The 24,665-nt window shown below is 66.7% G+C and carries 25 protein-coding genes and 1 pseudogene; 12 read left to right on the top strand and 14 right to left on the bottom strand.

The window, feature by feature from the left end; all coding sequences use genetic code 11:
- Window positions 1–69: 69 nt before the first annotated feature.
- Window positions 70–240, bottom strand: coding sequence for a hypothetical protein (locus tag ABT352_RS38755; protein ID WP_350950042.1), 171 nt, complete (start codon window positions 238–240; stop codon window positions 70–72).
- Window positions 241–483: 243 nt separating this feature from the next.
- Here ABT352_RS38755 and ABT352_RS38750 point away from each other — a divergent pair, with 243 nt between their 5' ends.
- Both ABT352_RS38750 and ABT352_RS38745 read left to right on the top strand, forming a co-directional pair.
- On the top strand, window positions 484–990 hold the full coding sequence (locus tag ABT352_RS38750) for a hypothetical protein (RefSeq protein WP_350950041.1): 507 nt from the start codon (window positions 484–486) through the stop codon (window positions 988–990).
- Between the two features lie 866 nt (window positions 991–1,856).
- Window positions 1,857–3,407, top strand: a complete 1,551-nt coding sequence (locus ABT352_RS38745) for an AbiJ-related protein (protein WP_350950040.1) — start codon at window positions 1,857–1,859, stop codon at window positions 3,405–3,407.
- Window positions 3,408–3,485: 78 nt separating this feature from the next.
- Here ABT352_RS38745 and ABT352_RS38740 read toward each other — a convergent pair whose 3' ends face one another.
- Both ABT352_RS38740 and ABT352_RS38735 read right to left on the bottom strand, forming a co-directional pair.
- Window positions 3,486–5,042, bottom strand: coding sequence for a serine/threonine-protein kinase (locus tag ABT352_RS38740; RefSeq protein ID WP_350950039.1), 1,557 nt, complete (start codon window positions 5,040–5,042; stop codon window positions 3,486–3,488).
- A complete protein-coding gene (locus ABT352_RS38735; protein WP_350950038.1) occupies window positions 5,039–5,221 on the bottom strand; it encodes a hypothetical protein in 183 nt (60 codons plus the stop codon). Before ABT352_RS38735 ends, ABT352_RS38740 begins: the two co-directional genes overlap by 4 nt.
- A 3-nt stretch (window positions 5,222–5,224) precedes the next feature.
- Between ABT352_RS38735 and ABT352_RS38730 the strand changes: the two genes are divergently transcribed.
- On the top strand, window positions 5,225–5,356 hold the full coding sequence (locus ABT352_RS38730; protein ID WP_350950037.1) for a hypothetical protein: 132 nt from the start codon (window positions 5,225–5,227) through the stop codon (window positions 5,354–5,356).
- A gap of 74 nt (window positions 5,357–5,430) precedes the next feature.
- On the opposite strand, the gene ABT352_RS38725 is transcribed toward ABT352_RS38730, so the two are convergent.
- A complete protein-coding gene (locus ABT352_RS38725; RefSeq protein ID WP_350950036.1) occupies window positions 5,431–5,598 on the bottom strand; it encodes a hypothetical protein in 168 nt (55 codons plus the stop codon).
- A 129-nt stretch (window positions 5,599–5,727) separates the two neighbouring features.
- Between ABT352_RS38725 and ABT352_RS38720 the strand changes: the two genes are divergently transcribed.
- The gene (locus tag ABT352_RS38720; RefSeq protein WP_350950035.1) at window positions 5,728–5,964 is read left to right on the top strand and encodes a hypothetical protein; all 237 of its coding nucleotides are present in this window, start codon (window positions 5,728–5,730) and stop codon (window positions 5,962–5,964) included.
- Window positions 5,965–5,969: 5 nt separating this feature from the next.
- On the opposite strand, the gene ABT352_RS38715 is transcribed toward ABT352_RS38720, so the two are convergent.
- Window positions 5,970–6,209, bottom strand: a complete 240-nt coding sequence (locus ABT352_RS38715; protein WP_350950059.1) for a tyrosine-type recombinase/integrase — start codon at window positions 6,207–6,209, stop codon at window positions 5,970–5,972.
- 103 nt (window positions 6,210–6,312) lie between these two features.
- Here ABT352_RS38715 and ABT352_RS38710 point away from each other — a divergent pair, with 103 nt between their 5' ends.
- Window positions 6,313–6,684, top strand: a complete 372-nt coding sequence (locus ABT352_RS38710) for a hypothetical protein (protein ID WP_350950034.1) — start codon at window positions 6,313–6,315, stop codon at window positions 6,682–6,684.
- 1,660 nt (window positions 6,685–8,344) lie between these two features.
- The gene (locus ABT352_RS38705; protein WP_350950033.1) at window positions 8,345–10,303 is read left to right on the top strand and encodes a SpoIIE family protein phosphatase; all 1,959 of its coding nucleotides are present in this window, start codon (window positions 8,345–8,347) and stop codon (window positions 10,301–10,303) included.
- A 150-nt stretch (window positions 10,304–10,453) separates the two neighbouring features.
- On the opposite strand, the gene ABT352_RS38700 is transcribed toward ABT352_RS38705, so the two are convergent.
- Entirely contained in the window at window positions 10,454–11,527 is a 1,074-nt protein-coding gene (locus ABT352_RS38700) for a tyrosine-type recombinase/integrase (RefSeq protein ID WP_350950032.1), read from the bottom strand.
- Between the two features lie 273 nt (window positions 11,528–11,800).
- Between ABT352_RS38700 and ABT352_RS38695 the strand changes: the two genes are divergently transcribed.
- Window positions 11,801–14,023, top strand: coding sequence for an NACHT domain-containing protein (locus tag ABT352_RS38695; RefSeq protein WP_350950031.1), 2,223 nt, complete (start codon window positions 11,801–11,803; stop codon window positions 14,021–14,023).
- A gap of 63 nt (window positions 14,024–14,086) precedes the next feature.
- Here ABT352_RS38695 and ABT352_RS38690 read toward each other — a convergent pair whose 3' ends face one another.
- Window positions 14,087–15,004: an AAA family ATPase gene (locus tag ABT352_RS38690; protein ID WP_350950030.1), complete on the bottom strand. Its 918-nt coding sequence runs from the start codon at window positions 15,002–15,004 to the stop codon at window positions 14,087–14,089.
- Window positions 15,005–15,006: 2 nt separating this feature from the next.
- Complete coding sequence (locus tag ABT352_RS38685) at window positions 15,007–16,506, bottom strand: TnsB C-terminal domain-containing protein (RefSeq protein ID WP_350950029.1); 1,500 nt, start codon at window positions 16,504–16,506, stop codon at window positions 15,007–15,009.
- 180 nt (window positions 16,507–16,686) lie between these two features.
- On the opposite strand from ABT352_RS38685, the gene ABT352_RS38680 reads away from it, so the two are divergent.
- The 3 genes from ABT352_RS38680 (at window position 16,687) to ABT352_RS38670 (ending at window position 19,153) form a co-directional block, all read left to right on the top strand.
- Window positions 16,687–17,301 carry a recombinase family protein gene (locus ABT352_RS38680; RefSeq protein ID WP_350950028.1) on the top strand — a complete coding sequence of 205 codons (615 nt, stop codon included), beginning with the start codon at window positions 16,687–16,689 and terminating at the stop codon, window positions 17,299–17,301.
- A 64-nt stretch (window positions 17,302–17,365) separates the two neighbouring features.
- Window positions 17,366–17,926 carry a hypothetical protein gene (locus ABT352_RS38675; RefSeq protein WP_350950027.1) on the top strand — a complete coding sequence of 187 codons (561 nt, stop codon included), beginning with the start codon at window positions 17,366–17,368 and terminating at the stop codon, window positions 17,924–17,926.
- Window positions 17,927–18,079: 153 nt separating this feature from the next.
- Complete coding sequence (locus tag ABT352_RS38670) at window positions 18,080–19,153, top strand: tyrosine-type recombinase/integrase (RefSeq protein ID WP_350950026.1); 1,074 nt, start codon at window positions 18,080–18,082, stop codon at window positions 19,151–19,153.
- Between the two features lie 266 nt (window positions 19,154–19,419).
- Here the strand turns inward: ABT352_RS38670 and ABT352_RS38665 are convergent, their stop codons facing one another.
- From ABT352_RS38665 to ABT352_RS38655, 3 genes are read right to left on the bottom strand one after another with little or no spacing between them, the layout of a single operon-like run.
- A complete protein-coding gene (locus ABT352_RS38665) occupies window positions 19,420–20,583 on the bottom strand; it encodes an HD-GYP domain-containing protein (protein WP_350950025.1) in 1,164 nt (387 codons plus the stop codon).
- The gene (locus tag ABT352_RS38660; RefSeq protein WP_350950024.1) at window positions 20,573–21,178 is read right to left on the bottom strand and encodes an RNA polymerase sigma factor; all 606 of its coding nucleotides are present in this window, start codon (window positions 21,176–21,178) and stop codon (window positions 20,573–20,575) included. Before ABT352_RS38660 ends, ABT352_RS38665 begins: the two co-directional genes overlap by 11 nt.
- A complete protein-coding gene (locus ABT352_RS38655) occupies window positions 21,175–21,426 on the bottom strand; it encodes a hypothetical protein (protein ID WP_350950023.1) in 252 nt (83 codons plus the stop codon). Before ABT352_RS38655 ends, ABT352_RS38660 begins: the two co-directional genes overlap by 4 nt.
- Window positions 21,427–21,925: 499 nt before the next feature.
- Here ABT352_RS38655 and ABT352_RS38650 point away from each other — a divergent pair, with 499 nt between their 5' ends.
- The gene (locus tag ABT352_RS38650) at window positions 21,926–22,858 is read left to right on the top strand and encodes a phytanoyl-CoA dioxygenase family protein (protein ID WP_350950022.1); all 933 of its coding nucleotides are present in this window, start codon (window positions 21,926–21,928) and stop codon (window positions 22,856–22,858) included.
- Window positions 22,859–22,958: 100 nt separating this feature from the next.
- Here the strand turns inward: ABT352_RS38650 and ABT352_RS38645 are convergent, their stop codons facing one another.
- The 3 genes and pseudogenes from ABT352_RS38645 to ABT352_RS38640 all read right to left on the bottom strand — a co-directional run bounded on the left by ABT352_RS38645 (window position 22,959) and on the right by ABT352_RS38640 (window position 24,362).
- Complete coding sequence (locus ABT352_RS38645) at window positions 22,959–23,138, bottom strand: hypothetical protein (RefSeq protein ID WP_350950021.1); 180 nt, start codon at window positions 23,136–23,138, stop codon at window positions 22,959–22,961.
- 374 nt (window positions 23,139–23,512) lie between these two features.
- Window positions 23,513–23,714: pseudogene (locus ABT352_RS40820) on the bottom strand (IS1634 family transposase); the annotation flags it as partial.
- A gap of 345 nt (window positions 23,715–24,059) precedes the next feature.
- Window positions 24,060–24,362, bottom strand: a complete 303-nt coding sequence (locus tag ABT352_RS38640) for a WD40 repeat domain-containing protein (protein ID WP_350950020.1) — start codon at window positions 24,360–24,362, stop codon at window positions 24,060–24,062.
- 45 nt (window positions 24,363–24,407) lie between these two features.
- Here ABT352_RS38640 and ABT352_RS38635 point away from each other — a divergent pair.
- Window positions 24,408–24,665 (top strand): transposase (locus ABT352_RS38635; RefSeq protein WP_350950019.1); only part of this gene is annotated, 258 nt, incomplete at its 3' end.

The raw sequence follows: 24,665 nt of genomic DNA, 5'->3' as shown, positions 1-24,665 counted from the left end.
AGGCGCCCGCGGTGGCGGGCGCCCTGGAAGCCGTAAAGAAGTTTTCATCCCCTCATACTGAGCGGCTCTCTACGAGATCACCCCGTTCACGAAGGTCGCGGTCCCCACAAAGGCGCCAGCGCCGATCAGGATCGCGGTGGGCCAGGACTTGCTCTCCTTCAGGGCCAGGGCGACGGCAATGGATGCGGCGCCAGCGGCCATACCAAAGACCAGAGCGGCGCGGACGGTCAGCAGAGCCAAGACGTTCTCCTCAGTGCTCACGCAAAGACGCCCTTCGTCTTCACTGCTGAGCGCCACCTACAGCTTGTGCGAAGAGGCGCTCGAATCCAGGCTCAGCCCTGCTCAGAGCAGTGGGACCCAAGGGATCAACCAGGTAAAAGACGGTCAGCCAATGTGCACGACGGCCATCGAAAAACCACGACAAGTCACGAGTTGCCAAACGTAGACTTCGCTTGCCACTAAAAGTTATAGGGAGGCAGCGCGATGGCCAAGGGCAAAGGCATCCGGATGCCGTCCCTGGACGAGGTCCCAGACGGACCCCACCGGCGCCTACTGGAGGAGCTCCACTACATGTACCGGCAAGCTGGCCGCCCGGTACTGCGCGCCATCGTGGCGCAGGCTAACCGAATGGATCTTGAAGGAACCGCCAGTCAAGAGACGATCCGGCGCGTCCTCAAAGGGCTGTCGGTACCCGGACGGTGGCCCACCATGTGGGCGATCTACGCTCCGTTGTGCGTCCTGGCCAACATCGACCCCGACGACGTGTATGAGGAAGACACAGGCGGATACGACGAACCAGACCGCATCACACATCGCGACGAGCTACAACAGCGATGGAACGCCGCGATGGATGATGACCTTCCCATCCGGCACCGTACGAAGTACGTACCCCCCAGGGTTCCACAAAACGATCCGTGGGCTTCCACCACGCCAGTTTCCTCGCAGGACGGCTTCGGGGGAGCGAAGTTCAGCGATGAGCCATTGTTTTAAAGCCTCGCCACGGAGCAGATGATGCACGTCGCTGACGACGAGTGAGTGCGTCAGTTTTAGAGCCGCTCGTTCATGGTGCCCGTGCTCAGGCAGCAGGAACCCGCGGAAGGTGGTGATGACCCACCAGGCGCCGGACTCTTGACCGTCCTGGCGGTAACTCACCTCAAGGCCAGGGGCCAGGCAGGTCGACAACGTTACTCGGCGGTCGTCTCGCTGACATCCACGACGACGCCCTGGACGTCACCGAGAACATGGACTTGTACATCAAGATGTTCCGCCTGTTCGAGGGGAACCTGATCCGCGACGGACGTTCCTCGGGTGGACTCGAAGGGGCGCGTGGCTGGCTGCCGCGTACGGGCTGGACGTGAGCGTCCTCCCGTGGATGCCGCGCGTCTAGCGACGGCGTAGGGCCAGTGGTACGCGAACGGCGGCCACCCCTTCGAGGGGAGCCGCCGTTGTGCCATCTGCGTCATCTTTTCCGCCACCTGCGACATCACCGACGCCGCAGACTCCATCGCTGCGCAAGGCCGTCTGGTCGATCCCGACGACCTGGTCACCATCTCGCCTACCTCACCCACATCATCCTCAGATTCGGCAACTGACCCTCTCTGGCCGCCGTGCCCACGACGCGCCTCGACCTCGAATCTCGCGCCCTGTTCGCCACGTGAGGCGATGGATGTTCCCGAACTCCCGCGGCTCCCGGGGGTGATTCCTGCATCCGAGGGCTCAGTGCTCGGTAGCGCGGCTCAGCACACCTCTGCCCGAGATCAGAGTGGCCAGGGGATAATGCGGCGATGCTTCCCGGTAACCCCTTCTTGAAGGGTTTCAGTCAAACGCCGAACGGAACGATCTTCGATTCTGCGCGGGTGGAGCAGCTGTGCAAGGGGCCGTTGGAGGACCTCGCCGATGTGGACGCCGCGTCAGCGCTGGCCCGTCTGACCTGGGACGAGCTGTTGGAATACGGCACCGAGCGGAAGAACCTCCGGCTGGACAACACCGAGATCGTCGTCGCGTTGAGGGCTCTGCGTGCTGTCCTGGGACGTCTTCGCATCGTGTTCGATCCGCCGTTTCGCGACCAGTCCAGTTTCCATCAGTACTGGAAGAGCCGGGGAATGTCGGATGCGGGAGGCTGGGCCAAGCGGCGGGCCTACCTCACCGGCCTGTTCGAGCCGGTGCTCGCGCAGTTGGAGACCATCGAGGACACGCAGAGCGGGCAGCAAGCCGACCATGATGGCGCTGCCGGCCAGGTTACGGAGGTCACCCGCCGTAGGCTCATCGACGGTCTCGACGCGGTCCGCAAGAAAATCATGGATGAGCTGGCGAAGGCGGGCACCTCGGTCGAGCGCCCGGATCTGTTTTGGTGGGGCACCCTCGACGAAGTCGCCTTTCTCGACCGCTTATACGATCTGGACCGGATGCCGAGCTTCGACTCCCGGTACGCCACCGCCCGCTTGGATCTCATCCAGCACTGCATCAACAACGACGACTTCCCTGTCGACTGGATCTACCGAGACGAGCGGTTCGGCATCGGCGCGCATGATGGGCGGCTCCTGCGGTTCCTGGCCGAGACCCTTCACCCCGTGGTACGTCCCGAGCAGGTCGAGGTCCGGCATCTGCACGCCTTCTACAACTCCGTCCTTGCCCATGACGGGTACGAGCTCGTCCAGGTCGACCAGATTAGCGGGGCGCCGATCTTCGCTGGCCGCAGGATCGGCGGTGGTGTCTCCGGGACGATGAAGAACATCATCTTCGCTGCGGACGGACCCAAACCTGAGATCGTGCTCGGGGACGCGGTGAACAACGACATCCGGATCATGCGCAATGCCGAAAACTGCCTGGTCTACGACAAGCCCCTGACACCCGAGGGGCTCACCTGGACCGACCTGCTGTCCTGGTGGCGCGACCGCCAATCCCTTCCCACCGAGATATCCGATCTCGATGCCGGACGAGATCTGTGCAATCGGCTATGGAGGTCCCTGGCGAGCAAACCCGAGCAGGTCCTCTTCCGCGCCTACGCCCAGGCCTATCTCCTGCGCGAACACACCATCCGCTGCCCCGCCCTTATCCCGCAGGTGTACCTGCACTACGACCCGCAGACACGAAGGCAGCGAGGCGGCAAGGACAGCGTGCTGGGACGCGAGCGCATGGACTTTCTGCTGCTCCTGCCGCACAGTGCCCGTGTCGTCCTGGAAGTCGACGGCCAGCAGCACTACTCCGACGGCATGGAGGCAGGCGCGGCCGCCTCACCTCACCTGTACTCCAAGATGGCCGCCGAAGACCGGGCGCTGCGGCTCAAGGGGTATGAGGTGTACAGGTTCGGCGGCCACGAGCTGACCAGGAACGAGGCTGCCGTCACCGCGATGCTCCAGGACTTCTTCGAAGCCCTGCTCGCCAAGCACCCTTTCACGGCCCCCTGATCCAACCCGCCGCCCTCACCGAAACCAGGTTCGACTGAAGGCGCGTCACCAAGACTGCCGACTCTCTCGGGGAGCGTTTCAGAAGCCGGGCTTGTCGGTGAAGAGGTCGGCCAGCCCGGCGCGAAGAGCTGGATGCAAGGTGCGCACGACCGAGTCTCCGACCGTCCATGCGGCTGTTTCTGGCTCTGCCTCGCGAAGTCCCTCCAGGGCGGCGAGGGCCTCGTCGGTGTCGCGGATGCGCTGGAGCATCGTGACGGCCACGTCCCTGACGTGCCACCGGTTGTGATGCATCCCGAGTTCGGCGAGCCCGCAGATGGCCTCCTTCAGGATCACCAGGTCCTGGGTCACTCGCGCCGCGCGCTCGGCGAAGTTCGCCAGATGGTCGCATGTAGTGAAGCCGAAGTTGCCGCCAAGCCGCCGGACGAACGCCTGGAAGACTCGGGTGAAGGTCGTCGGGTTGTCCTCCCACCACCGCTCCACCGACTCGACGGGCAACGCGCAGAACGCCCAGGCGAACTCGCCCATGTCGTCGTAGTCGTTCAAGTCGATCTCGTTCGCCCACTGCTCCAGTTCGTCGAAGGCCGTGGGGTCGGCGATGTAGCCGGCCTCCAGCCGAGGGAACAGCCGTTGGGCCCTGTCCTCCGCTGTTTCCCAGAAGCCGGTGGGAACCGGACTGAAGACGGCTTCGATCGCGTCGAGCAGCTGCGTCGCGCTCCCATAGCGACGCTCCCGGTCCGGCGAGATCGCACGCTGGACCACCCCACGCAACGGGCCCGCTGGAATGTCGTCGTCGACGGGCAGGCCCTTGATGATGAGCGCCTGCATGATCTTGCCAGCGGAGTAGACGTCCGCACGCGCGTCGACGTGCTTGGAGTCCCTCATCTGCTCGGGGGCCATGTAGTAGTGGCTGCCCATGACGTCGTAGGTCTCGGTGAGCACGCTGCTCTCGTTCACGATGCGGGCCAGCCCGAAGTCGGCGATCGCCCACTCTCCATCGCGGGACCGCAGCACGTTTTCGGGCTTCAGGTCGCGGTGAAAGATCCCCTCGCTGTGGATATGGGCCAAGCCCCTGCAGACCGCGCGCATTACCTTGCCGATCTCCTCCGGCTCCGTAATGTTGCCGACCTCGTCGGCGAGGCTTCCCAGCGCGAGGGGCATGGCGTACCACATGCCCACGTCGGAGTCGTTGCCGCTGGCGATGACCGGCATCAGGTTCACGTGGTTGAGCTCAGACATCAGTCGGAGCTCGCGCTCGAAGCGGGCGGCGGTGTCCGGATCGGCCTCCCGCAGGATCTTGACCGCTATAGGAGCCTGGTCACCGCCTGCCGCGAGATCTCGGGCCCAGTAGACATTGGCGAATCCGCCGTCGCCGAGCTTGTTGCCCAGCTCGAACCTCCGGCCCACTGACCGTGGGCCGGCCGCCGCCTCAGGACGACCCGCGCTGCGACGCAAACCGCTGCCGCGCCACCGACGGATCATGTCCAGGTCCCAAACGGCGCCAGCACTCAGTTCGGCGATCGGCGCGGGAAATCCGGGCCGCTGGCGGAGCTTGGTCACCTGCTGCCGAGTCACCCCGAGTTCATCGGCGACCTCCATCACCCCGCCAAGGCGGAGCGCGAAGCTATTAGCTGTCATGACATCAACCATATCGGAATAGTTGACACTATGACGCCTATTACTTCGTGATGCGGCAGCAGCACAGTATGCGCCTGCTCGGCGGCGCTTTGCGTGACGGTCGCGGCCTGCTCCGCCGATGACGCCCTCGCGACGGTAGCGGCCAAGTCCTTCTTCAGTTCGCGATTGGGCTTGGTCAAGTCATGATTGGTCGTGACCGCCAACGGCTCGGCGCGCTCGAATTCGCGCCGCTGCAGAGCCAGGGCGTGCGTGGCGGCCGCGGTCTGGTCGGCGACGGTGCGCCGTCCTTCGAATCCAGCTCCATGCCTCAGTGACCCGGCGCCCCATCTCGGCCTCGGCGGTCGTGTTCTCAGCCGTCTCGACCCCTATGAGAACAATTCGGCAATTCTCAGCGACGCTTGCCGCCGCCTTGCTGGTGAACGTTCTTGTCCGCGCCCGACTGGGCCTTGCGGCTCAGGCCGCTTTTGGCGCTGGGGCTGTTCGGGTTCTTCGCGGTGTTGGACATGATGCGCGCCTTGGCGCCCTCGTCCCACGGTGTGGGCTTGTCTTTGCTCATGTCTAGGGTGTACCCGGGTGGCTCGGATTCTTTCGGCAATCGCGTCGACCAGCTGCCGCGTGAGGTGCCGGCCCCCATGTCGAACACGCCTACATCGCCGCGCGCCCCGAAGGTGATGAGTTCACCAACGTGCACGTCAACGGCATCACCGGCGAGGTCGCCGCGACCCCCGAGGAGGTCAGCGTCCTAGCTGGAGACGCCGTCGGAGAGGGACGTCGGCAACGACTCGTCCTCACTGGCTCATGCGAGATCTGCGGTGGCGAGTACGCCATTGTCTTCACCCAGCACAAGGGCGAGACCTACATGGAGACCGTCCGGATCAACGAGGGGCCGATCTACCGGACCGGCCGTACCGACTGGCGCTGACGGGGTCAGGCGTCTCCGGCGAGGATGGCGGCCATCCGGTAGGCGGCGTGAGAGTCGAGCTTGCGCCGTCCGCGGTTGTAGCGCTGGGTGGTGGCCGAGGAGGCATGGCCGAGGAACTCTTGGACGTCGGCCAGCGGCACTCCGGCGTCCAGGGCGGCCGTGGCGCGGGCGATGTGCGGGTGAGTCCGGCGTGGTCGATGCCGGTGGCGATCGCGGCCTGGCGCAGCGCGGTGGTGGGACGCCAGCGGTCGAAGGGGCGGCCGTCCTTGTCGACGAACAGCGGCTCGCCCGGGGCGGGAGCGGGGTGCGGTCGGTCTTGCCGCCCTTGCGCCGGAACAGGATCACGGTGTGCCCGGCGTCGACGACCACCGAGCCAACCGTGAGAGAGACGAACTCGCCGACGCGGACGGCGCACACGCTCAGCAGCGCCACCGCCGCGGCGTCGGCCGGGTAGGCAGCGGCGATAGTCTCGGCGCCGTCCTGCAGCGCGGTCGCCTCTTCGACGGTGCGGGCCGGGGTGGTGCCGACGGTGGAGACCTCCCGGCGCTCGACCGGATCGGCCGGATTGAGGACGATGACGCGGCGGCGGACGGCGAGCCGTACAGACTCGACAGGCTCGACAAGCGCCGGGCCACCGTGGCGGGGGCGAGCGCAACACCCAGGCGGCCCAGGCGGCCCAGACCGGCGCGGGCGGTTCCGGTGGCGATGGTGTCGCGGTAGTAGGTGAGGTGGTCCTTGCTTACTGCGGGCAGCCGTTGACGCCGAGAAAGATCTTGATCGTGGTGACGGAGCGTACTGGCCTACGCCTTCAACTCGTCGTGACAACTTCCTGAGCATCCAGGGCATCGAGGGAGCCGGACGATTTCAGTAGGGGAGTCACATCGGGCTCGGCTGCGGTGGCCAGGCACAATGCATTATCAGGAGTCAGAACGCCGAATCGGGCCATCGCGCGCCGACACCAGCCCACCCAGGTCGACGTGCCACCGCGGCCGGTCTGGATCGACCCGGTTCGCGCGAACTGCCCGAAGCGCTCGCCGAGTCCCTCCTGCGGGCGTGGACGGCGCACCAGGAATCGTCAACGCTCCAGCTCTGTGATGTCACGGAAAGACCGACACTCACCGACCTGACACCCCATCGAGCGAACAGCCTGGACAGCCCCCTGCGCCACCACGACGGCAACTTCTGGCGCCCCCGGAACCGGCGGTGATCTGAGCCCGTGACCGGCTGAGGGCGTTGCCGTCATCCGGCGCTTGAGCGTCTCCGAACACGGGAAAAGGCTCTGCGGGTCCTCGTCCGCATCGCGCTGCGAGACATCCACATCAAGAGGGCGGTGCGAACGGCGAAGGCCCCAGGGCAATCCCTGTCTTCCACCATCGAATGTCCGCGATCTTGCTAAATCGGGCATCGGGGTTTCGGTAGGGGCTTAGCCTGGGGCCTCGTGTCACCGGTGCATCGGGCTACTTGAAGTAGGCCCATGACGCGGCTGCAACCGCGATCAGGATGCACATGCGGATGGTCCGGGGAGTGCTGTCAACAACGTCCCGGACCGTCCGCGCCACCTCCCCTATCCAGGAGGAGGGCTCCGAGACGCCGGGCGGCTCCTGGGCAGGAGGCTCGGCGTCGCCAGCGGACCGTATGGCCGTCATTCACCCTTCCTTTCCGAACATCGACAACATCCGACAAACCCCTCTGAAACTACGAAAGGCTCGTGCAGCACCCTCGTGCCATCGGCAGATGACACAAGAGCGGCGCGCGAGCCTGGTCGACAGCTCTGGCCTCCCCCAGGCAGCCGAAACACAGGCTTGACCGCTCAGGAGGGAGGGGATCCAGAGTTGTTCGGTCACACTCAACCGTCCCCAAGGTCATCCGCGCAACCGAATCGGCACACTCCGCTAGTTCTCACCATGAGTGATCGAAAGAATACAAAGAGCGCTGTTGGGGTGCCATACGGGACGCAGGTCATCCGGCTTCGGATGGACGGGTGACGTTGTTCCGCGTGCTGATCGTGCGGATCTGGAAACTGTCATGACCAGAGGAAGCCCCTTAGGTGCTGGCGAGCTTGTCGGCGGCAGTCTTGCCTCCCTTGTGAGGATTCCGGCGGCCATACCGAAGCTCGGGGGTGGCCCAAGGACAAGAGCGGACCGAATGGTCAGGAGTGCGGGTGTTGATTGAACCGGGCGACGCACGAAGATTCCTCTTTTTCCGTTATGTCGCCGCACAGCGGCGGAGCGGGTGTGGATGCTCGGTTCTAGAAAGCCAGAATCCAGGGGGGTTGCGCCGCACTGCAACGGTCATGCACGGGGGGTTGCAGACATTTGGCAACGCTCGCAACAGCTGCGGTTCGTCGCGGAAAGCGGCCTGGGGCGGCGATGATGTGCGGGTGAGCGAGATCGCCCGCCGTCCAGTCGAGTTAGCGCCGTTGAGCCCGGAGCTCAGCCCGTCGGTAAGGGTCTGGGCAGAAGAGCTGCGTGCTCAGTTCACTGCCCTGAGTATGTCGATCAGCCTGTTCTGCCGACTCCATCCGATCATCGACAAGGGCACCGTATCCCGGTACTTGAATGGCAAGCGCGTGCCCACCAACCGCTGGTTCCTCGACCAGGTTCTGAGCCTACGCGCGAGTGCGGATGTCCCGGTGACCGACGAGGTCCGCGCGCACCTGATCGATCTTCAGATGGCCGCCCTCCAGGTTGCCCACCCGCACGAGTACCGGGTCCGGCAGGTCAGCGACGAGCTGGAGATCGCGGTAACGAGCTGGAAGGAGGCTGAACGCTATGCCCAGAGCCTGGAGCATCAGCTCACAGAACGCACCCAGGCTCTCCAGGACCTGCGCGTCGAGACCGAACGTCTGCGTGCCGCGTGGGATCACGATCGCGCTCGGTACCACGAGGAGATCACCTTCCTGGATCGGGAACTGGAACTGGCTCGCGAGCGGGCCCACCGAGCAGAACACCGTGTCCAGGCACTCGCGGACCTTCTCGACCGGTTGGAGACCCAGCAGACAGCGCGGGGAGAATTTCCCGCCGACACCGACGTCACCCCGCAGCGGGAGGCCGAAGAGATGCGCAGTCGGCTGGCCGACCAGCTCGGCGCCGCGACCCTGCGGGCCGCGCGGTTGCAGGGCGTCACCGCGATGCTCGCCGAGACATTCACTGTGGAGCAGGTGGTCCAAGTCATCATCGACGTGGGCCGCACAGCCCTGGCCGCGAACCGTTCGGCGGTGGCACTGGTCGACGTCAATCGGGCCGTGCTGAAACTGATCAGCAGCGGAGGCATCCCGGACGTACTGGAAGCGCCGGGTGACGAGATCCCGCTGTCGCACTCCAGCGTGATGACGATGACGGTCAACAGCCAGCGTCCTGTCTTTGCGGAATCGCCGGAGAGCTTGAAGGCTCAGCTCGTGGAGGCTGGAGGCGATGAGGTGGTGATTGATGGGTTCATCACCCACAGCGATGAGCGGGCCTGGGTGGGCTTGCCCCTGCTGGCCGCGGGCCGTGCGCTGGGTGCACTGCGGTTCTCCTTCACCCGCCCGCAGAAGATCTCCCAGGAGGACGGCCTTTTCCTGGAGGCGCTCGCGGGCCAATGCGCCCTCGCCGTTGAGCGGGCCACCCTGTTCGAGCGCGAGCACCGCACCGCCGAGACGCTCCAGCGCAGCCTGCTGCCCAGCCGATTGCCGGTGGTACGCGGCCTGGTATTCGCCCAGCGGTTCCGCTCGGGAAGCCGCCACATGCAGGTCGGCGGCGACTGGTACGACGCGTTCGTCCTCCAGGACGGCCGGGTCGCGGCGGTGGTCGGCGACGTCATGGGCAAGGGCGTCAAGGCCGCGGCGGGAATGGGCCGCATCCGCAACGCCATGCGAGCCCTGGCGCTGACCAACCCACCACCCGCCGCGGTGCTCACCGGCCTCGACAGGGTCTTCGAGACAACCGAGGAGGACGAGCAGGTCACCACCCTCGCCTACATGGTCGTCGAGCCCGGCACCGGAGAGGGCACGCTCGCGCTCGCCGGTCACCCACCTCCACTGCTGGTCTCCCCGCAGGGCGTGCCGCTGCTGTGCGACGGCGATCCAGGTACCCCGCTGGGCTGGCCCACGAGCCGCCGGCAGTTCCGGTTCTGCGTCCCGCCGGGTCACACCGCCATCCTGTATTCGGACGGCCTCGTCGAGAACCGCAAACGCGGACTGGAAGCCGGCCTCACGGAGCTTTGCTCTGCTGTGATCGAGGCCCCGTTAGAAGTTGTCAGAAGCCCTCATATGCTCCTTGATTTCCTGACGAATCGGATGCTGACGGGGTATGAGCAGGATGATGACGTTACGGTGCTCGCGATTCACGTTCCTTCTTAAACCCGCTGCAGAGAAGGCAGGCTGCGTGAATCAGCCGCGTCGTGCTGAGGTGCACTCGCGCCGCTCGATGGTGTTCGCCACAGGCTCTCGGCCCAGGCAAGCACCGATGGTGTGCTTCCCGGTCAGCACGACTGCTCGCCCTGGTCTTTGTCAGTAATCGAGGGCGCGGTCGATGAGGTCGGCGACTTCGGTGGCCGAGGCGCGGAAGTAGCGGGCGGTGGTCTCGATGGAGGCGTGCCCGAGCAGGGCTTGGATCTGGGCGTGGTCGGCGTCGGCTTCGCGTAGCCGGGTGGCGTAGGTGTGGCGTAGCCGGTGCGGTCGCAGGCCCGGCAGGCCCGCGGTCTTACCGACGACGCGCACCACGTCGGTGACACCGTCGACCGTCAGCCGTCCGCGCTGGCCGACCCACAACCCGTCGCCGACCGCGTCGGCCAGGGCGGGCCGCGCGGTCAGCAGCTCGGCGCGCGCGAGCAGCCAGGCGGTCAGGCGTTCGCGGGCCGGGACCGGTAGTGGGACGGTGCGGACTTCGTCGCTTTTGCCGTGCAGGCGGGCGGTGCCGCTGCGTGCGGTGATGGGGATGTCGCCGATGCGTAGGCGCTGTGCTTCTTCGGCGCGGGCGCCAGCGCCGAGGAGGACGGCGATGAGGGCGGCATCACGGGGTCCGCGGCGGTCGGCGGCGCGGCGGATCGCGTTCTCCTGCGCTCGCGACAACGCGTCCGGGGCGCCGGGCTTGGGTACTCGGGCGCGTTTGACCGCCAGGCGCAAGGCGGGTCCGTGTTCATACAACAACGTCACCGCGGCCAGCGCCTGGTTCACCGTCGCCGGCGACGCCCCGGCGGCGAGCAGTTGGCGGCGCCAGGCGGTGACGGCGGCTTCGGCGCCGACCAGGTCGACGAACGCGTCCGCGTGCTCGGAGGCATGCGCGAGCAGCCAGTCGCGGTAGACCAGCGTCTGGCGCCGGTAGGCGGTCACGGTGTTCGCCGCGAGTGCGCACCGATCGAGATGCGCACCGAACGCGGCCAACGCCACCTCCGCAGCGGCCGCCACCGACCCTGGCTCACGGCCAGGCCGAATCGCCACCACATTGCCCGCCCCGGAGCCACCCCGATCGGCAACGCGGTTGTCGACTTGGCCGTCACTCCGCTCGCCATCGTGATCGTCAATCTGGTTGCCGGGTTCGCTGTCGCCGTCGTTGTTGATCTTGTCGGTGGCGCTCGCGGTCACTCGCCGGACCCCTCTCCTTCTTATCCGGGGAGTTTTTTCGGCGTTAGCTCAGGCCCCGCCCTGTGATCTTCGTGGATATCTGGCGCTGATTCTGTAGGAATCGGTGTCGCGTTCCGAGGGAGATCATCCTGGGCGGCCTGGTACGGCGAACGCGCCTGAGCGGGGTGGAAGGTATCGATTGCGCCGCCTTTCCGGCGGTATCGATGGTTGAGGGGTTCGCCGTAGGGTGATGATGCGCGTGTGCGCAGGCCCTCCCCGATCACCATGGTGCTGGTGACAACCGCGCTGGCGGCCGCGATCAACCTGGTCACCAGTATCGTCCAGGTCGAGAAACCTTGGTGGCCGCCCTTGGTTGCGACGCTGACCGTACTCCTGGTGGTCGCCGCGATCATCGTTGAATGGTATGAGCGGCGCAGCCAGACCGGCCGGGCCGACGAGTTGGAGCGGGTTGCCGACTGGCTGGCTGGAAAGGTCCGTAACCAGTGGGAACATGAGGCGGTGCTGCGCCGCCTGCACGACCCGATGCCGCTACAAGTGCACTGGCGCTCAACCCGTCGGCCGGTGGCCGCCGACCGCGCCGTGGTGCTCGACGACCAAGCCGGCGCCGACTGGGAGATGCTGCCTCTGCGTGGCCACGCGGAGGAGATCGTGCGGGCCTTCCTGGATTTGCCGCATGGACGTCTGGTGGTACTGGGCGAGCCGGGCGCGGGGAAAAGCGTCCTGGCGATACTGCTCACCCTGGGCCTGCTCCAGCACCGCCAAACCCTGCCCCCTGAAGAGCGGGATCGGGCACCGGTACCGGTGCTGGTACCGATCGCCTCCTGGAATCCGGAAGCCGAGCATCTGAAAGCATTCCTGGCCCGCCGTCTGGGCGAGGAGTACCCGCGTCTGCATCAGATCGGCGAGGACGGGATCAGTCCGGCCGCAACGCTGATCGCCGACCGTCTTGTGCTGCCGATCCTGGACGGCCTGGACGAGCTGCCGGCGTCTCAGCATGCCAGCGCGGTTGGCGAGCTCAACGACTACGCCGGCGCCGGGCCTGGTCTGGTGGTGACCTGCCGCAGCCGTGAATACGAGCAGGCCATCACCACGCTCGGAGCGGAGCTGGCCCGGGCGGCGGTGGTCGAACTGCAGGCAGTCACGGCCGAGCAGGTCATCGCGTTCCTGTCACATCCGGCGGTTGCCCGGCCCCGCTGGCAGCCGGTCTTCGATCACCTGCGCGCCTCACCAGATGGTGTGCTGGCGAAAGTGTTGTCCACCCCGTTGATGGCGTCGCTCGCGCGGGCCGCCTACACCAGCCTCCTCACCGATCCCGGCGAGCTGCTGAGGATGACCCGTGCCTTCGACATCCGGGCCCGCCTGATCGACGGATTCGTCACGGACGCCTATCTGAGCGATCGGCCCGCTCCACCGGGTGTGCGGGCGCTGCGCCGTTATCCATCGGCGCGGGCGGGCCGCTGGCTGTCCTGCCTGGCCTTCCAATTGGCCGAGGCGGGCCGGGTGGACTGGTGGTGGTGGCAGCTACCGGCAGGCCTGCTCGTCGTGCGTCGCCGGCGTGAGAAGGTCATGATCGCGGTGGGGGCGGTCACCGCCGCGGCGGGGCTCGCCCTGACGGCCGGGCCGCTTATCGCGGCGGCGGTCACGGGGCTGGTGGCGGTCAACGCCTTAAGGCTGTGGCAGCCGCTGTGGCCGGAGGGCTACCCGCCCTTCTTCCGCTCGATTGCCCGCCGCCGGCTGGTGCTGCTGCGGATGGCGTTCGCCGCGACTGGACCCGTCCTGACGGGACTGGTGCTGTCGGCACCCCTGTTCGGTTCGACGCTCGGGCTGATCAGCGCTGTGGCGGCAGCGATGCTGCCGATCCGGCAAAGCGGTCATACGGTGCGTGGCTCATGGCTCGCTGGAGCCTGGATCGGCAGGTGGCGAATGGGGCGGATGCGGCCGATGTCGCGCCGTACTGGGCCTGACGCCACCCTGCGGGCCAACCATCGGGCCGCCGCCGACACCGCCGTCTGGCACGCTGCGCTCGGGGCATCGATCGTGGGCCTGGCCGCTGCCGTGGTTCCCGGATCGCCCGACGTGGCCGCAGCGGCGCTCGCGGGCGGGCTGGTGTATGGCGGCAACGCCGGGCTGGCCGCGGGATGGTGGACTTGGATCCGCTACCGCCTGATCCATCTGTCACTCGCCACAGGTGATCTCTTGCCCTGGCGACTGTGGCGCTTTCTCCACGATGCTCACCTGCGTGGTGTGCTGCGTCAGGCCGGAACCTCCTGGCAATTCCGTCACGTCCTCCTCCAGACCCGCTTGGCCAGCCCAACCCGCACAGACCATCTCCGCGCCCGCGCCGACGCCGGGGACGCGTGGGCCGCCAGGCGGCTGGTGGACCTGCTCGCCCAGCAGGGCCAGATGGAAGAACTACGGGCCCGCGCCGACGCCGGGGACGAGTCGGCCGCCGAACGGCTGGCGGACCTGCACGCCCAACAGCTAGAGGGCGAGTGACGTTGGGCGCTTCGTAATGTCAGTGGTTGGATCTTGCCGAAGGATCGAACGATTTCCCGAGCGCTACAGCGTGCCGATCACGAGGGACTCGCGGGCGGTTTCGACGACTTCCTTGGTGATGGTCCGTAGTCCGTTGATCTCCAGGATGCGGGTGATCTGGGAGAACAGGCGTTGCACAAGGCGGAAGTTGCCCATCGTGATCCGGTGGACCGCGGCCAGCGCTTCGGTGTCGGTGAAGTCGTCGGCGGCCAGGCTGAGCCCGATGGTGTGCCAGTGGTGGTGCAGGACGAAGGTGAGCTCATCGGATGAGAGCGGCCGGTATTCGTGGACGAAGCCGATCCGGCTGTAGAGCTGGGGGTAGCGGGCCAGGCGTTTTTCGATGCCGGGCATGCCGATGAGGATCATGCCGAACCGGCTGCGGTCGTAGTGGTCGCGCAGCTGTTCCAGGGCCGTGGTCTTGAGCCGGTCGACTTCATCGACGATGAGCAGCTCGACGAAGGCCGGCAGGCCGTGCGGGTCGGTGAAGGTACGCCGGTCGTAGGGGTCGGGGGCGCACAGGGTGGCGAAGTCCCAGCCCATGTGGGTGAGCTCTTTATCGATCGTGCGCGGGGTGGCTCTGACGGTCGGGGTGTACAGCAGGGTGTGCCAGTCGTCGCGCTCCTTGCCCAGAGTGACGTTGCGGGAGGAAGCACGCAGCAGCGGCGCCACCTCCTGCCAGCAGGCGTAGCGGCGAGCCGACAGGGTCTTGCCCACCCCGGGCGGGCCATGGCAGAGGCCGATGTAGCAGTCGCGGCGGACCGAGTCGGCGAATTCGATGAAGCGGCGATGTTCCTTGGTCACGATGAAGGCGACATCGTCCAGGGGAACCTGCGGTCCCGACAGTTCGACCGGCGGGAAAGCGCGCTCGACAAGATCGATCGAAGGATGGACGTCGTCGAGGATGGGCGGTACCGGATCGGACGGGCCGGAGCCGGGATGCATGGTTACTCCTCGCGGTAGCGCTTGAGCCGCCGCGCCGGTGGCGCCTGGGCAGGGGTGGGTGGCGGTGGGAGCGGCCGGGGGTCGGGTACCTGGTGGGTCTCGATCAGGCGGTCGACCACACTGGCGCGTTCACGCAGCTGGGAGCGCAGGTCGCGGCGGCGGGCGTTGCGGGCGGCGGTGATGTCTTTCAAGCTGATGGTGCGGTTGGCCAGGTCGGGGCAGATCGCCCGGCACAGGAACCGGCCGGTGTGGAAGATGCGGATCTCGGCCATGTCGCGTGGGTCGTAGCGGATGACGACGCTGTCGCCGACGTAGGCGGCCAGGACCGGATCCAGGTAGCGCAGGCCCTGGAAGTGGATCCCGTCGGGGTGGATCTTGCGGGGTTTGGCAATGTTGAGCAGCAGTAAGTCCAGGTGTTCCAGGGAGTCCGGCATTCGGGGGATGAACGAGGCGGATTCCCAGCGCTGCTGCGGCGGGACGCCGGTCTCGCCGTGCGGGGAGTGGTTGTAGATCGTGCGGATGAAGTGGCCGATGGCGGTATCGAGTTCGGCCAGGGTGAGCTGGGCGCGCCCGGCCCGGTCGTGGGTGCCGCGCGGAGCGTATCCGGGCAGGTGGGCCAGGCACATCTGGTTGACGGTGCCGAAGATTCGCTCCACCTTCCCTCGGCCGCGTGGTCGGCCAGGAAGGGAGAAGACGGGGCGGATGCGCAGGTCGGCCATCACCTGCTCCAGGTGCAGGGAGGTGAAGTCGCTGCCGTGGTCGACGTGGAAGATCTCGGGGATGCCGCACACGTGCCAGCTGGGATCGCTCTTGCGCCAGATCGCCTGCCGCAGTGCCAGCGCGGTCGTCAACGCTGTGGGGGCGCCGAGGTTGACCGCGTATCCGGCGATTGCCCGGGAGTGGTCGTCCTGGATAACGGTCAGCCATGGTCTGGCCGGTCGGCCGGAGGGGGTGATCACCCACAGGTCCAGCTGGGTGTGGTCGGCCTGCCAGATCTGGTTGGGCCGCTCGGCCTGGCGGCGGTGCACCAGGTCGAAGACATCCCGGTAGCGTTTGTCCCCTTCTAGCGCCAGGGTGGCCATGGCCGGGGTGATCCGGCGGACGATGTCGTAGACGGTGGCGTAGGACGGGATCGGCCAGCCCTGGTCTCGGGCGACTTCGGCGGCCTGGTGGGCAACGATGGCGATGCTGGTCCGCGGCTCGCGCAGTGCCAGCCCTTCGATCAGTAGCCGCAAGTCGGCAGGGAAGCGCCGCCGGCCCTTGTCGGCGCGCGGGCGGCGGGCCAGGCCCGCGAGCCCGTCGTTCCGGTAGGCGGTCAGCCACCGGTGCAAGGTCCGCGGCGAGGCATCGGTGTCGGCGGCGAGCCGGGTGATCGCAACCCCGTCTTCCAGATGGGGGCGAAGAAGCCGCCAGCGGCGCATGGCCTGCTGCCGTTGTTCCTCGGTCAGCTCGGCGAGTGCGGCAACCGGATCATCCGGTCGTCCGGCCACAGATGGGCGCATTCCATCAGAATCACCCGGGTCGGTGATCGTTCGCAGGCTGTCCCACAACCTTGGAAGTGGAACACCTCGCCCGCGCCGACCTTCAAGCCGCGAAAACCCACCCCCAACCGTTCCGGAAATCGTTCCACAAAAAGCGTTCCATAATCACGGTACGGAGATGAATTCCGGTACGATCTTGGGATGGCAACCGGTCACGATCACCCCCACCGCGGACTCGAACTCGGCTACGCCCGCGTCTCGACCACCAAACAGAGCCTGGAGCGCCAACTCGACGCCCTTGCCGCGACCGGCATCCCGAACGAGCGGATCTTCACCGACAAGAAGACCGGCACCAGCATCGACCGCGACGGCCTGACCGCCCTGCTCACCTACGCCCGAGCGGGCGACACCATCGTGGTGCACACCCTGGACCGGCTGGGCCGCAACCTTCGCGAAGTCCTCAACCTCGTCCACGACCTGTCCGAACGCGGCATCGGCGTACGCTCCCTCGCCGACCCGCTGCCCATCAACACCACCGACGAGGGCATGGGCCGCATCGCCTTCCTGCTACTGGCCCTGTTCGCCGAGATGGAACGCACCTTCACCGCCGAGCGCGCCGCCCACGCCCGCGCCGTCGCCGAGAGCGCCGGCCGCCACATCGGCCGCCCCGTCGCCCACCCGGCCGACAAAATCGAGTACGCCCGCCTCCTGAAGGCCCAAGGCCACACCCTCGGCCAGGTCGCGGCCAAGACCGGCATCCCCAAAACCTCCCTGCACCGCTACCTCACCCCGCAACCCGCAGGAGACGGATCGTGAACACGGTTACCTCACCCTCGTCAGACCACCAGCACGACGGGCCCCCAAACTGATGAGCCGACCGGTGTGGTTACTTGACGTCGACGGGGTGATCAACGTCTCCCGGCCCGGCTGGGGCGCCGCCCCACGCAGTGGCAATGCCTACTCCGCCGGCGAGGCGTACCGTATGCGCTGGGCGCCGGCCCTGCTCGAACGTATCCGCACGCTGCACTACGCGGGCATCGTCGAGATTCGCTGGTGCAGCACCTGGTGCCCCGACGCCGACCAAGTGGAACGACTGTTCGCCCTACCCCGGTTGGACCGTGCCTGGTCCGACCACCTCACCGACACCGCCGCAGCGGCGGCGAAACTCGCCGCCGCACGCCAGGTCCTCGCCCAAGGACGACGACTCATCTGGACCGACGACGTCGAAGTGCCCACCTCCGGGCCAGTGCACGACGAACTCACCAAAACCGGCCGAGCTCTGCTGATCGCACCCTCACAACGCCGCGGACTGCAGCCCGAACACATGGACGCGATCGAGGCATTCATCTCCACTCCCTCGACCGAGGCCCTCAGCGCTGTCACAGATGACGCCTCAGCAGCTGACGCCATGCTCTTCGCGCGACGCCTCCTCGGCAACTGACACGTCAACACCGCAATACTGCGGCTGCGAACGACCACCACAGAGCAGTCAGATAGCGCTGAAGATTCACCGCCACTTATCAATGAAGGTCACAGCGAGGCCGGAGCTAACGCCGGAAAAACTCCCCGGATAATAAGGAGAGGGGTCCGGCGAGTGACCGCGAGCGCCACCGACAAGATCAACAACGACGGCGACGGCAAACCCGACAACCAGATTGACGATCGCGATGGCGATCGAGGCGACGGTCAAGTCGACAACCGTGTTGCCGATCGGGGTGGCTCCAAGGCGGGCAACGTGGTGGCGATCCGGCCCGGCCTTGAGCCGGGATCGGTGACCGCGGCCGCGGAGATGGCGTTGGCCGCGTTCGGCACGCATCTCGACCGGTGCGCGCTGGCCGCGAACACGGTGACCGCCTACCGGCGTCAAGCGATCGCCTACCGCGACTGGCTGCTCGCGCACGCGGCCGAGCACGCGGACGCGTTCGTCGACCTGGTCGGCGCCGAAGCCGCCGTCACCGCCTGGCGCCGCCAACTGCTCGCCGCAGGCGCCTCACCGGCGACGGTGAACCAGGCGCTGGCCGCCGTCACGCTGCTGTATGAACACGGGCCCGCGCTGCGCCTGGCGGTCAAACGCACCCGGGTGCCCAAACCCGGAGCCCCGGATGCCTTGACCCGGGCGCAGGAGAACGCGGTCCGCCGCGCCGCCGACCGGCGCGGTCCCCGCGACTCAGCCCTCATCGCCGTCCTGCTCGGCGCCGGAGCCCGCGCCGAGGAATGCCAGCGCCTGCGCATCAGCGACGTGCCGATTACCGCGCGCAGCGGCACCGCCCGCCTGCACGGCAAAGACGACGAGGTCCGCACCGTCCCGCTGCCGGTCCCGGCCCGCGAACGGCTGACCGCCTGGCTGCTCGCGCGCGCCGAACTGCTGGCCGCACGTCCCGCCCTGGCCGACGCGGTCGGCGACGGACTATGGGCCGGCCAGCGCGGACGACTGACGGTCGACGGCGTCACCGACGTCGTCCGCGCAGTCGGCAAGGACGCCGGACTGCCGGGCCTGCGCCCGCACCGGCTGCGGCACACTTACGCCACCCGACTGCGCGAAGCAGGCGCCGACCACGCCCAGATCCAAGCCCTCCTCGGGCACGCCTCCATCGAAACCACCGCCCGCTACTTCCGCGCCTCGGCCACAGAGGTCGCCGACCTGGTCAACCGCGCTCTGGACTACTGACGGAGAAACGATGGGAACGGTTGCGTTGAGCCGGCGAACAGCATCACGCCGCCGAGCTGGCCACCGCCCGCGCACAGGTCGACGCCGCCCGCGAGGCGCTGACCCACGAGCGGACCCAGCGCGCGGCCGAGGCCGCGCTGCGCGCCGGTCCCGCGACGGGCAAGGCGTAGTTCTTGCACGGTCCTACGCCCCGAACGCCCTGCCAGAAAGGGGGCGCGCCGCACGCCGTGCCGTGGGCACCCGCAGATGAGACATTGGGGGTTTTCTTATCGGCGATCGATGATCTGCATGATGTCGGCGGGCGTGTTCGACTCCTGCTCTCCGTGTTCGGCAAGAGTAGCCCGATCCAGACGAGCGAGATATTCGACCTGTTCCCCGTGCTCGTCCAGAACGACCATGAACGCCTCGATCATGGTGGGGTCGAAGATCTTGCCGGCATAACGGTGCAGCTCGGCCACTACCTTCTCGATGGGCAGCGCAGGGTGGTAGCAGCGGGCGGTCGTCATCGCATCGAAGGCGTCGGCCACGGCGATGAGGCGGGCGATCTCGGGGATATCATGGCCCGCCAAGCCATGGAGATAGCCGCGGCCGTCGAAGCGCTCGTGGTGATACAAGATCCCATCGAGAGCGTGGCCGAGGAGAGTCGCGGCCGCGTTCGTCTCATGAACGTCGCGCAGCTGCGGGACCTGGCCGACGATGCTCACGCCGTGGGTGACGTGCGCTTGGATCTGCTGAAACTCGTGTTCGGTCAGTGGCCCGGCCTTGCGTAGCACGGTGACGGGGACGGCGAGTTTGCCAATGTCGTGCAGTAGCCCGCCCAGGCGGGCGGCCGCCAGGTGATCGTCGGACAGGCCGACTTGCCGGCCGAGCAGCGCCGCCATCTCACCGATGCGTTGACTGTGGTGAAGGGTGTGAGGGTCTTTGGCCTCCATCGCGGCCAACAGCACCTCGGCCAGGTCCTCAATGTCGGCGTCGATATTGGTCGTGGCCTGGTGAGGCGGCATCGAGCGGTGCCACAGCCGCGCGGCAGTGGTGTTCTGCCGCCGGTAGGCGGCGTTGACGATGAGGCGCTCGGCTCGAAGGTCGGCCACGGCTTGGCGAAGATCCGACTCAATGAAGTCATCGGGTCGCCTGGCCAGCAGGTGGGTCACGAGGGCGGCGGTGTTCTCGGCGCCTGCGGGGATCGCCCGCAGCAAGAAAGTCTGGGCCGCTTCGGCGTCTCCGTGATCCAGCGCGGCCAAGCCCTGGTCATAGGCCGACAGCTCCGTGTCGATGGCCTCGGCCAGCTGGTCGATACGCGCCGCCTCACCCGGATCGGTGTCGACGCGCTGAGCGGCGGCGGTAAACCGGGCCCAGGCTGCCTCGTCGTCGTGGTCGTCGTCGCCGGTGCCGCTTGTCGCTAGGTGCCGAACCAGCTGATCAATGCTCATAGGAGCCTCCTTTCTGCCTCGGCTGGTCGCAAACGGTGCGCTCGTCACGGTCTTTGAGTCGTCTGAGGGTCTTCCTGGCCGCGTTGAGCTGTGACTTGACGGTTCCTACGCTGATGCCCAGGATCTCGGCGGTCTGTATTTCCGACAGATCGGCGATGAGGCGTAAGGCGGCCACGTCGCGCTGTCGATCGGGCAGCTGACGAAACCAGTTGATCAGCATGTGGGTCAGTTCGAGGCCGGCGATGGCGTCAACGGGCTCGGCTCGCGCGGCGAGGTGGGCTTCGTGGTCGTCGCGGTAGCCGCCTCGGTGGTTGCGGGCGGCGTGTCGGTGCCACAGCCGGATCGCCACCTTGTACAGATAAGCCTTGGGGTCGTCGTAGTAGGCGATGGTTGCCCAACGTCTGCGCACGATCAGGAAAGCGTCTTGGACGATGTCGTCGCAGTCGCTGTCGGCGCAGCCCTGAGCCAGCAGATAGCGGAGCAGCGGCCGACGCTGGTGCACGAAGAACTCCGATAGGCCTTCATCGACCGGACACGCCTGCAGTGCCACGGCTCTGGCGGCGGGGCGGTCCGGTTGCGGTAGCGGCGCGCTCACGAGGGCGTCTCCGCAGCCGTCGAGGTCGTGCCGTCCTGGTGGTGCCAGGATGAGCACGCTGATCGCGCCTGGCCTACACGGGCCAGACGCACGACCTCCATGATCGTTTCTTGGTGAGCGTGCTCGGCAGCGGCTCTTCGTTCGCGTCTGTGCCGGACTTCCCGCAGCACCTCCCCGCTCATGACCACGAACGCGACCAAGGCAGTCATCGTCTCGGGATCGATCACGACAACCAGCACACCGGTCACCTCCCTTCCTCGGCCTCTGTTCACCTGACATTTCCTTAAAGGCGGGAAAGCCAGCAGAGGTTGGGGCTTTGAGGTAGCTGTTCCATCGTCTTGGGGGTGGGGCAGGTGCCGCAGCGTTAGCGGCTGCTCAGTCTTCGGTTTCGCGCCGGTGAGGTCAATCCGCATAACTGGTGAGTCCTGACCGACAACGCGTCGGCCATTACGGTAACTGCGGCCTGCAGGTCGGTTCTCAACCTCTTTCCCAGTGCGTTGGCCTCGGCGTTTCGGGAGTGTTCGCGGACGAAGGCCGCAAGGACTTCCATGACCGTGGGCTGGTCGCGGGCCGAGTCGCGGGCGATGCGCTCCAGCGCGTAGATTCCGCCCAGGCGGCCCTCCGCTCCCGAACGTGTCCCCAGCCGCCAGGTAGCGATGTGCGGTTCAGTTGGTCCAGCGGGCCGGAGGAACCCGTACGTATGAAAAATCGATTGCCTGTGGTGCTCGTACGGATGATCCTGGGTGGATGGATCTTGAGAGCGCTGCGCGGGACTGGCGGGCCGATGGCTTCGTGATCCTCCCGGGGTTCATCCCTGCAGAGGAGTTGACGGCGGCGGTGAGCGAAGTGGGTCTGCTGTTCCCCTCCGCCGACGGCTTCCATGATGGCACCGACCCGCGCCGCGGACGCTTCATCGGCGACGAGTTCGCCGGGATCGACACATTCCCCTTCGCCAGTACCGAGATCAGCCTGCTAGCGGTGAACCATCGCATCCTGGCGCTCGCCCAGGCCCTGCTGGATGACAGCGACGTCCACATCTACACGGCCGAGGCGTGGGCGAAGTACACCGGTGCTTGCGACTATGACCAGGACCTGCACCGCGACTACCTCAACCACACCCTGCTGGTCCCCAGCACGGCACCGGGCTGCCAGCAGCTGGAGATGTTCGTCTTCCTCTCCGACGTCCCCGAAGAGCTCGGACCGCCACATCTCCTCTCACGTACGCAGACGGCGGACATTCCCGCCGTCCCGAACTGGTTCCTGCGGCCGGGACAGCACAGCGCATGGCGATTCAACGACGACAGCGGCAGCCCACAGATGTACGGGGCCGAGGTCTCTGGTGCAGGGCCCGCCGGAACGGTCATCGCCTTCGAGTCCGGTACCTTCCACCGAGGCACTCAACTAACAGCACCTCGCGGCGCCCGCTACAGCATGCACCTGGGCTTCCGGCCATCCAGCCTCTCGTGGGGGCAACGTGTGGGATGGGCAGGGCGCAGCTTCGAACGAGAATGGGTCGACTTCGTCCACCGCGCTACACCTCGCCAACTCCAAGCCTTCGGGTTTCCCCCACCAGGGCATTCTTATTGGACTGCGCAGACGCTGGCCGGCATGGCACTGCGATATCCGGAACTTGACCTCACGCCCTGGTCGGCCTCCGCTCCCGCACCACGCAGGTCTTGATTCCCTCCTGTGCCTTCGCGAAGGATGATGGGATTAGAGGGTTTGTCGACACATGCTTAGCCGAACATGAACCCGCAGATAGTGACTGTCGAGAACTTGTTTAGAACAAGCCCAGGCTCGCTATGATCGCCAGGGCAAGTGTCACTGTTCCGGCGAAAGCCACGCCACCCTTGCTGACCGCCGCATGGGTCTCGGCCCCACCCATCTTCGCCAGGAAGCCGATGAACAGGGCGGCAATGACGCCGAGCAGCACGGCCAGCGTGACGAGCAGTGGTCTCACAGATGTCATTGTTAAGTTTCCTCGTTCTCGTGTAGGCGATGCGGCGCGACAAGGTCGTCACGTCCCTCCTAGATGAAGGGCAGGACGAAGTCACCGGATGCTCCGGCTGATGATGTTTGGTGACCGCGCCGACGGGAGCCGTCATCCCCACGAGCTCCATGCTCTCGGGCGGATCAAGCTTTTGGCCTGGGCCGTCCGTTGTGGCGCTTTCTAAAAACAACCTGCCACGGCCTGCGTTCCGCGTAATTCGAAGCGGCTAGAGCTCGAAAACGGCACCTGACCTGGGAAAACATGCGGGGACATACCGAGTGGGCGTGTCTCTAGGAGTTCGAGCACGGGTCCGAGGTCAGAAGGGGGGTGGCGAACTCGATGACCTACTGAGGCGAGGTGATGCCGAGCTTGACCAGCAGGTCACGATGGACATTGGTGGGCTCGGTGCGCTGATGGAAGCCGACCGGGACCGTGAAAGGTAACAGTCTGCAGACCCAGAAACAGGGCAAGCCAGCACAAGATGACGTGGGCGCGGATACGTTCCTCACGACGGTGGTAGACGGGCCGCAGGTCGATGATCGACTGACCAGCCGAGTCCGGCCGGGCGGATCACCCCGGGGAATGCACATCCCCACAGGGAATTACCCCCGCGCACAGGGGGGCGCGTGGCGCGCCCCCCTTGGCCACGATCCCCGCCCAGGTCACGGGCGGTTTCGGCGGTGGCCACCGCCGTGAGGTAACCGGTCTGGAGGCGAGGAGTTTTCAGAGTTTCGCGAGGGGTCTACGCGCGGCCGCGCGAGGTCTATGGATTCCGATCACAGAAGCCTGGTTCTATGATTCCCTCCGGCGGATCATCTGGTCCCCAACCGGCCTCCGGGGGGATCGGGCCGGGTTTTGGCGGTAGGGCTGAAGCGGTGATGATCTACCGGGTCAGCGGGTCGGCCACAACTTCACGCTGTTGTTGCTGCTGCCGCTGACGAGGGTTTTGCCGTCCGGGCTGAACGCCACCGAGCGGACCCAGTTGGTATGGCCGGTGAGGTTGGCGCTCGGTGCGAGGTTAGTGGCGCTCGATGTGGGATCGGAGGTGCTCTGTGTGGGGTCGAAGGTGATCGGTATGACGGTGCTGCAGGCGGCCATGGTCGGTACGCCGACGGCGGCCAGGGCGCCGAGCCCGCCCAGGAGCAGGGTGCGGCGAGATAGTGAGCGGCGCGGCCGCAGAGGGGTCGTAGTCACCCCCCTAGGCAGTTTCGTTTGGATCAGCCGGTCGTTGGTCCGGGTGTGCCGTTGACTGACGCGCAGTGGGCGCGGATTGAGCCGTTGCTTCCGGACCGGCCGCCGAAGCGAGGCGGCCGGTGGAGGGAGCACCGGCAGGTGATCGATGCGATCGCCTTCAAGTTCCAGACCGGGACCCAGTGGGTCCACCTGCCCGACAGGTATGGCAACTGGCGAGGTGTCTACAACCGGCTGAGGATGTGGGCCGTCGATGGCACGTGGGAGCGGGTGTTCATCACTTTGGTGGCCCAAGCCGACGCGGAC

It is taken from the genome of Streptosporangium sp. NPDC000563 (genome assembly GCF_040299985.1).
In the GTDB taxonomy this organism is placed as follows: domain Bacteria; phylum Actinomycetota; class Actinomycetes; order Streptosporangiales; family Streptosporangiaceae; genus Streptosporangium.
The sequence above is the reverse complement of the archived record's forward strand: the minus strand, read 5'-3'. Positions and strand labels throughout refer to the sequence as shown.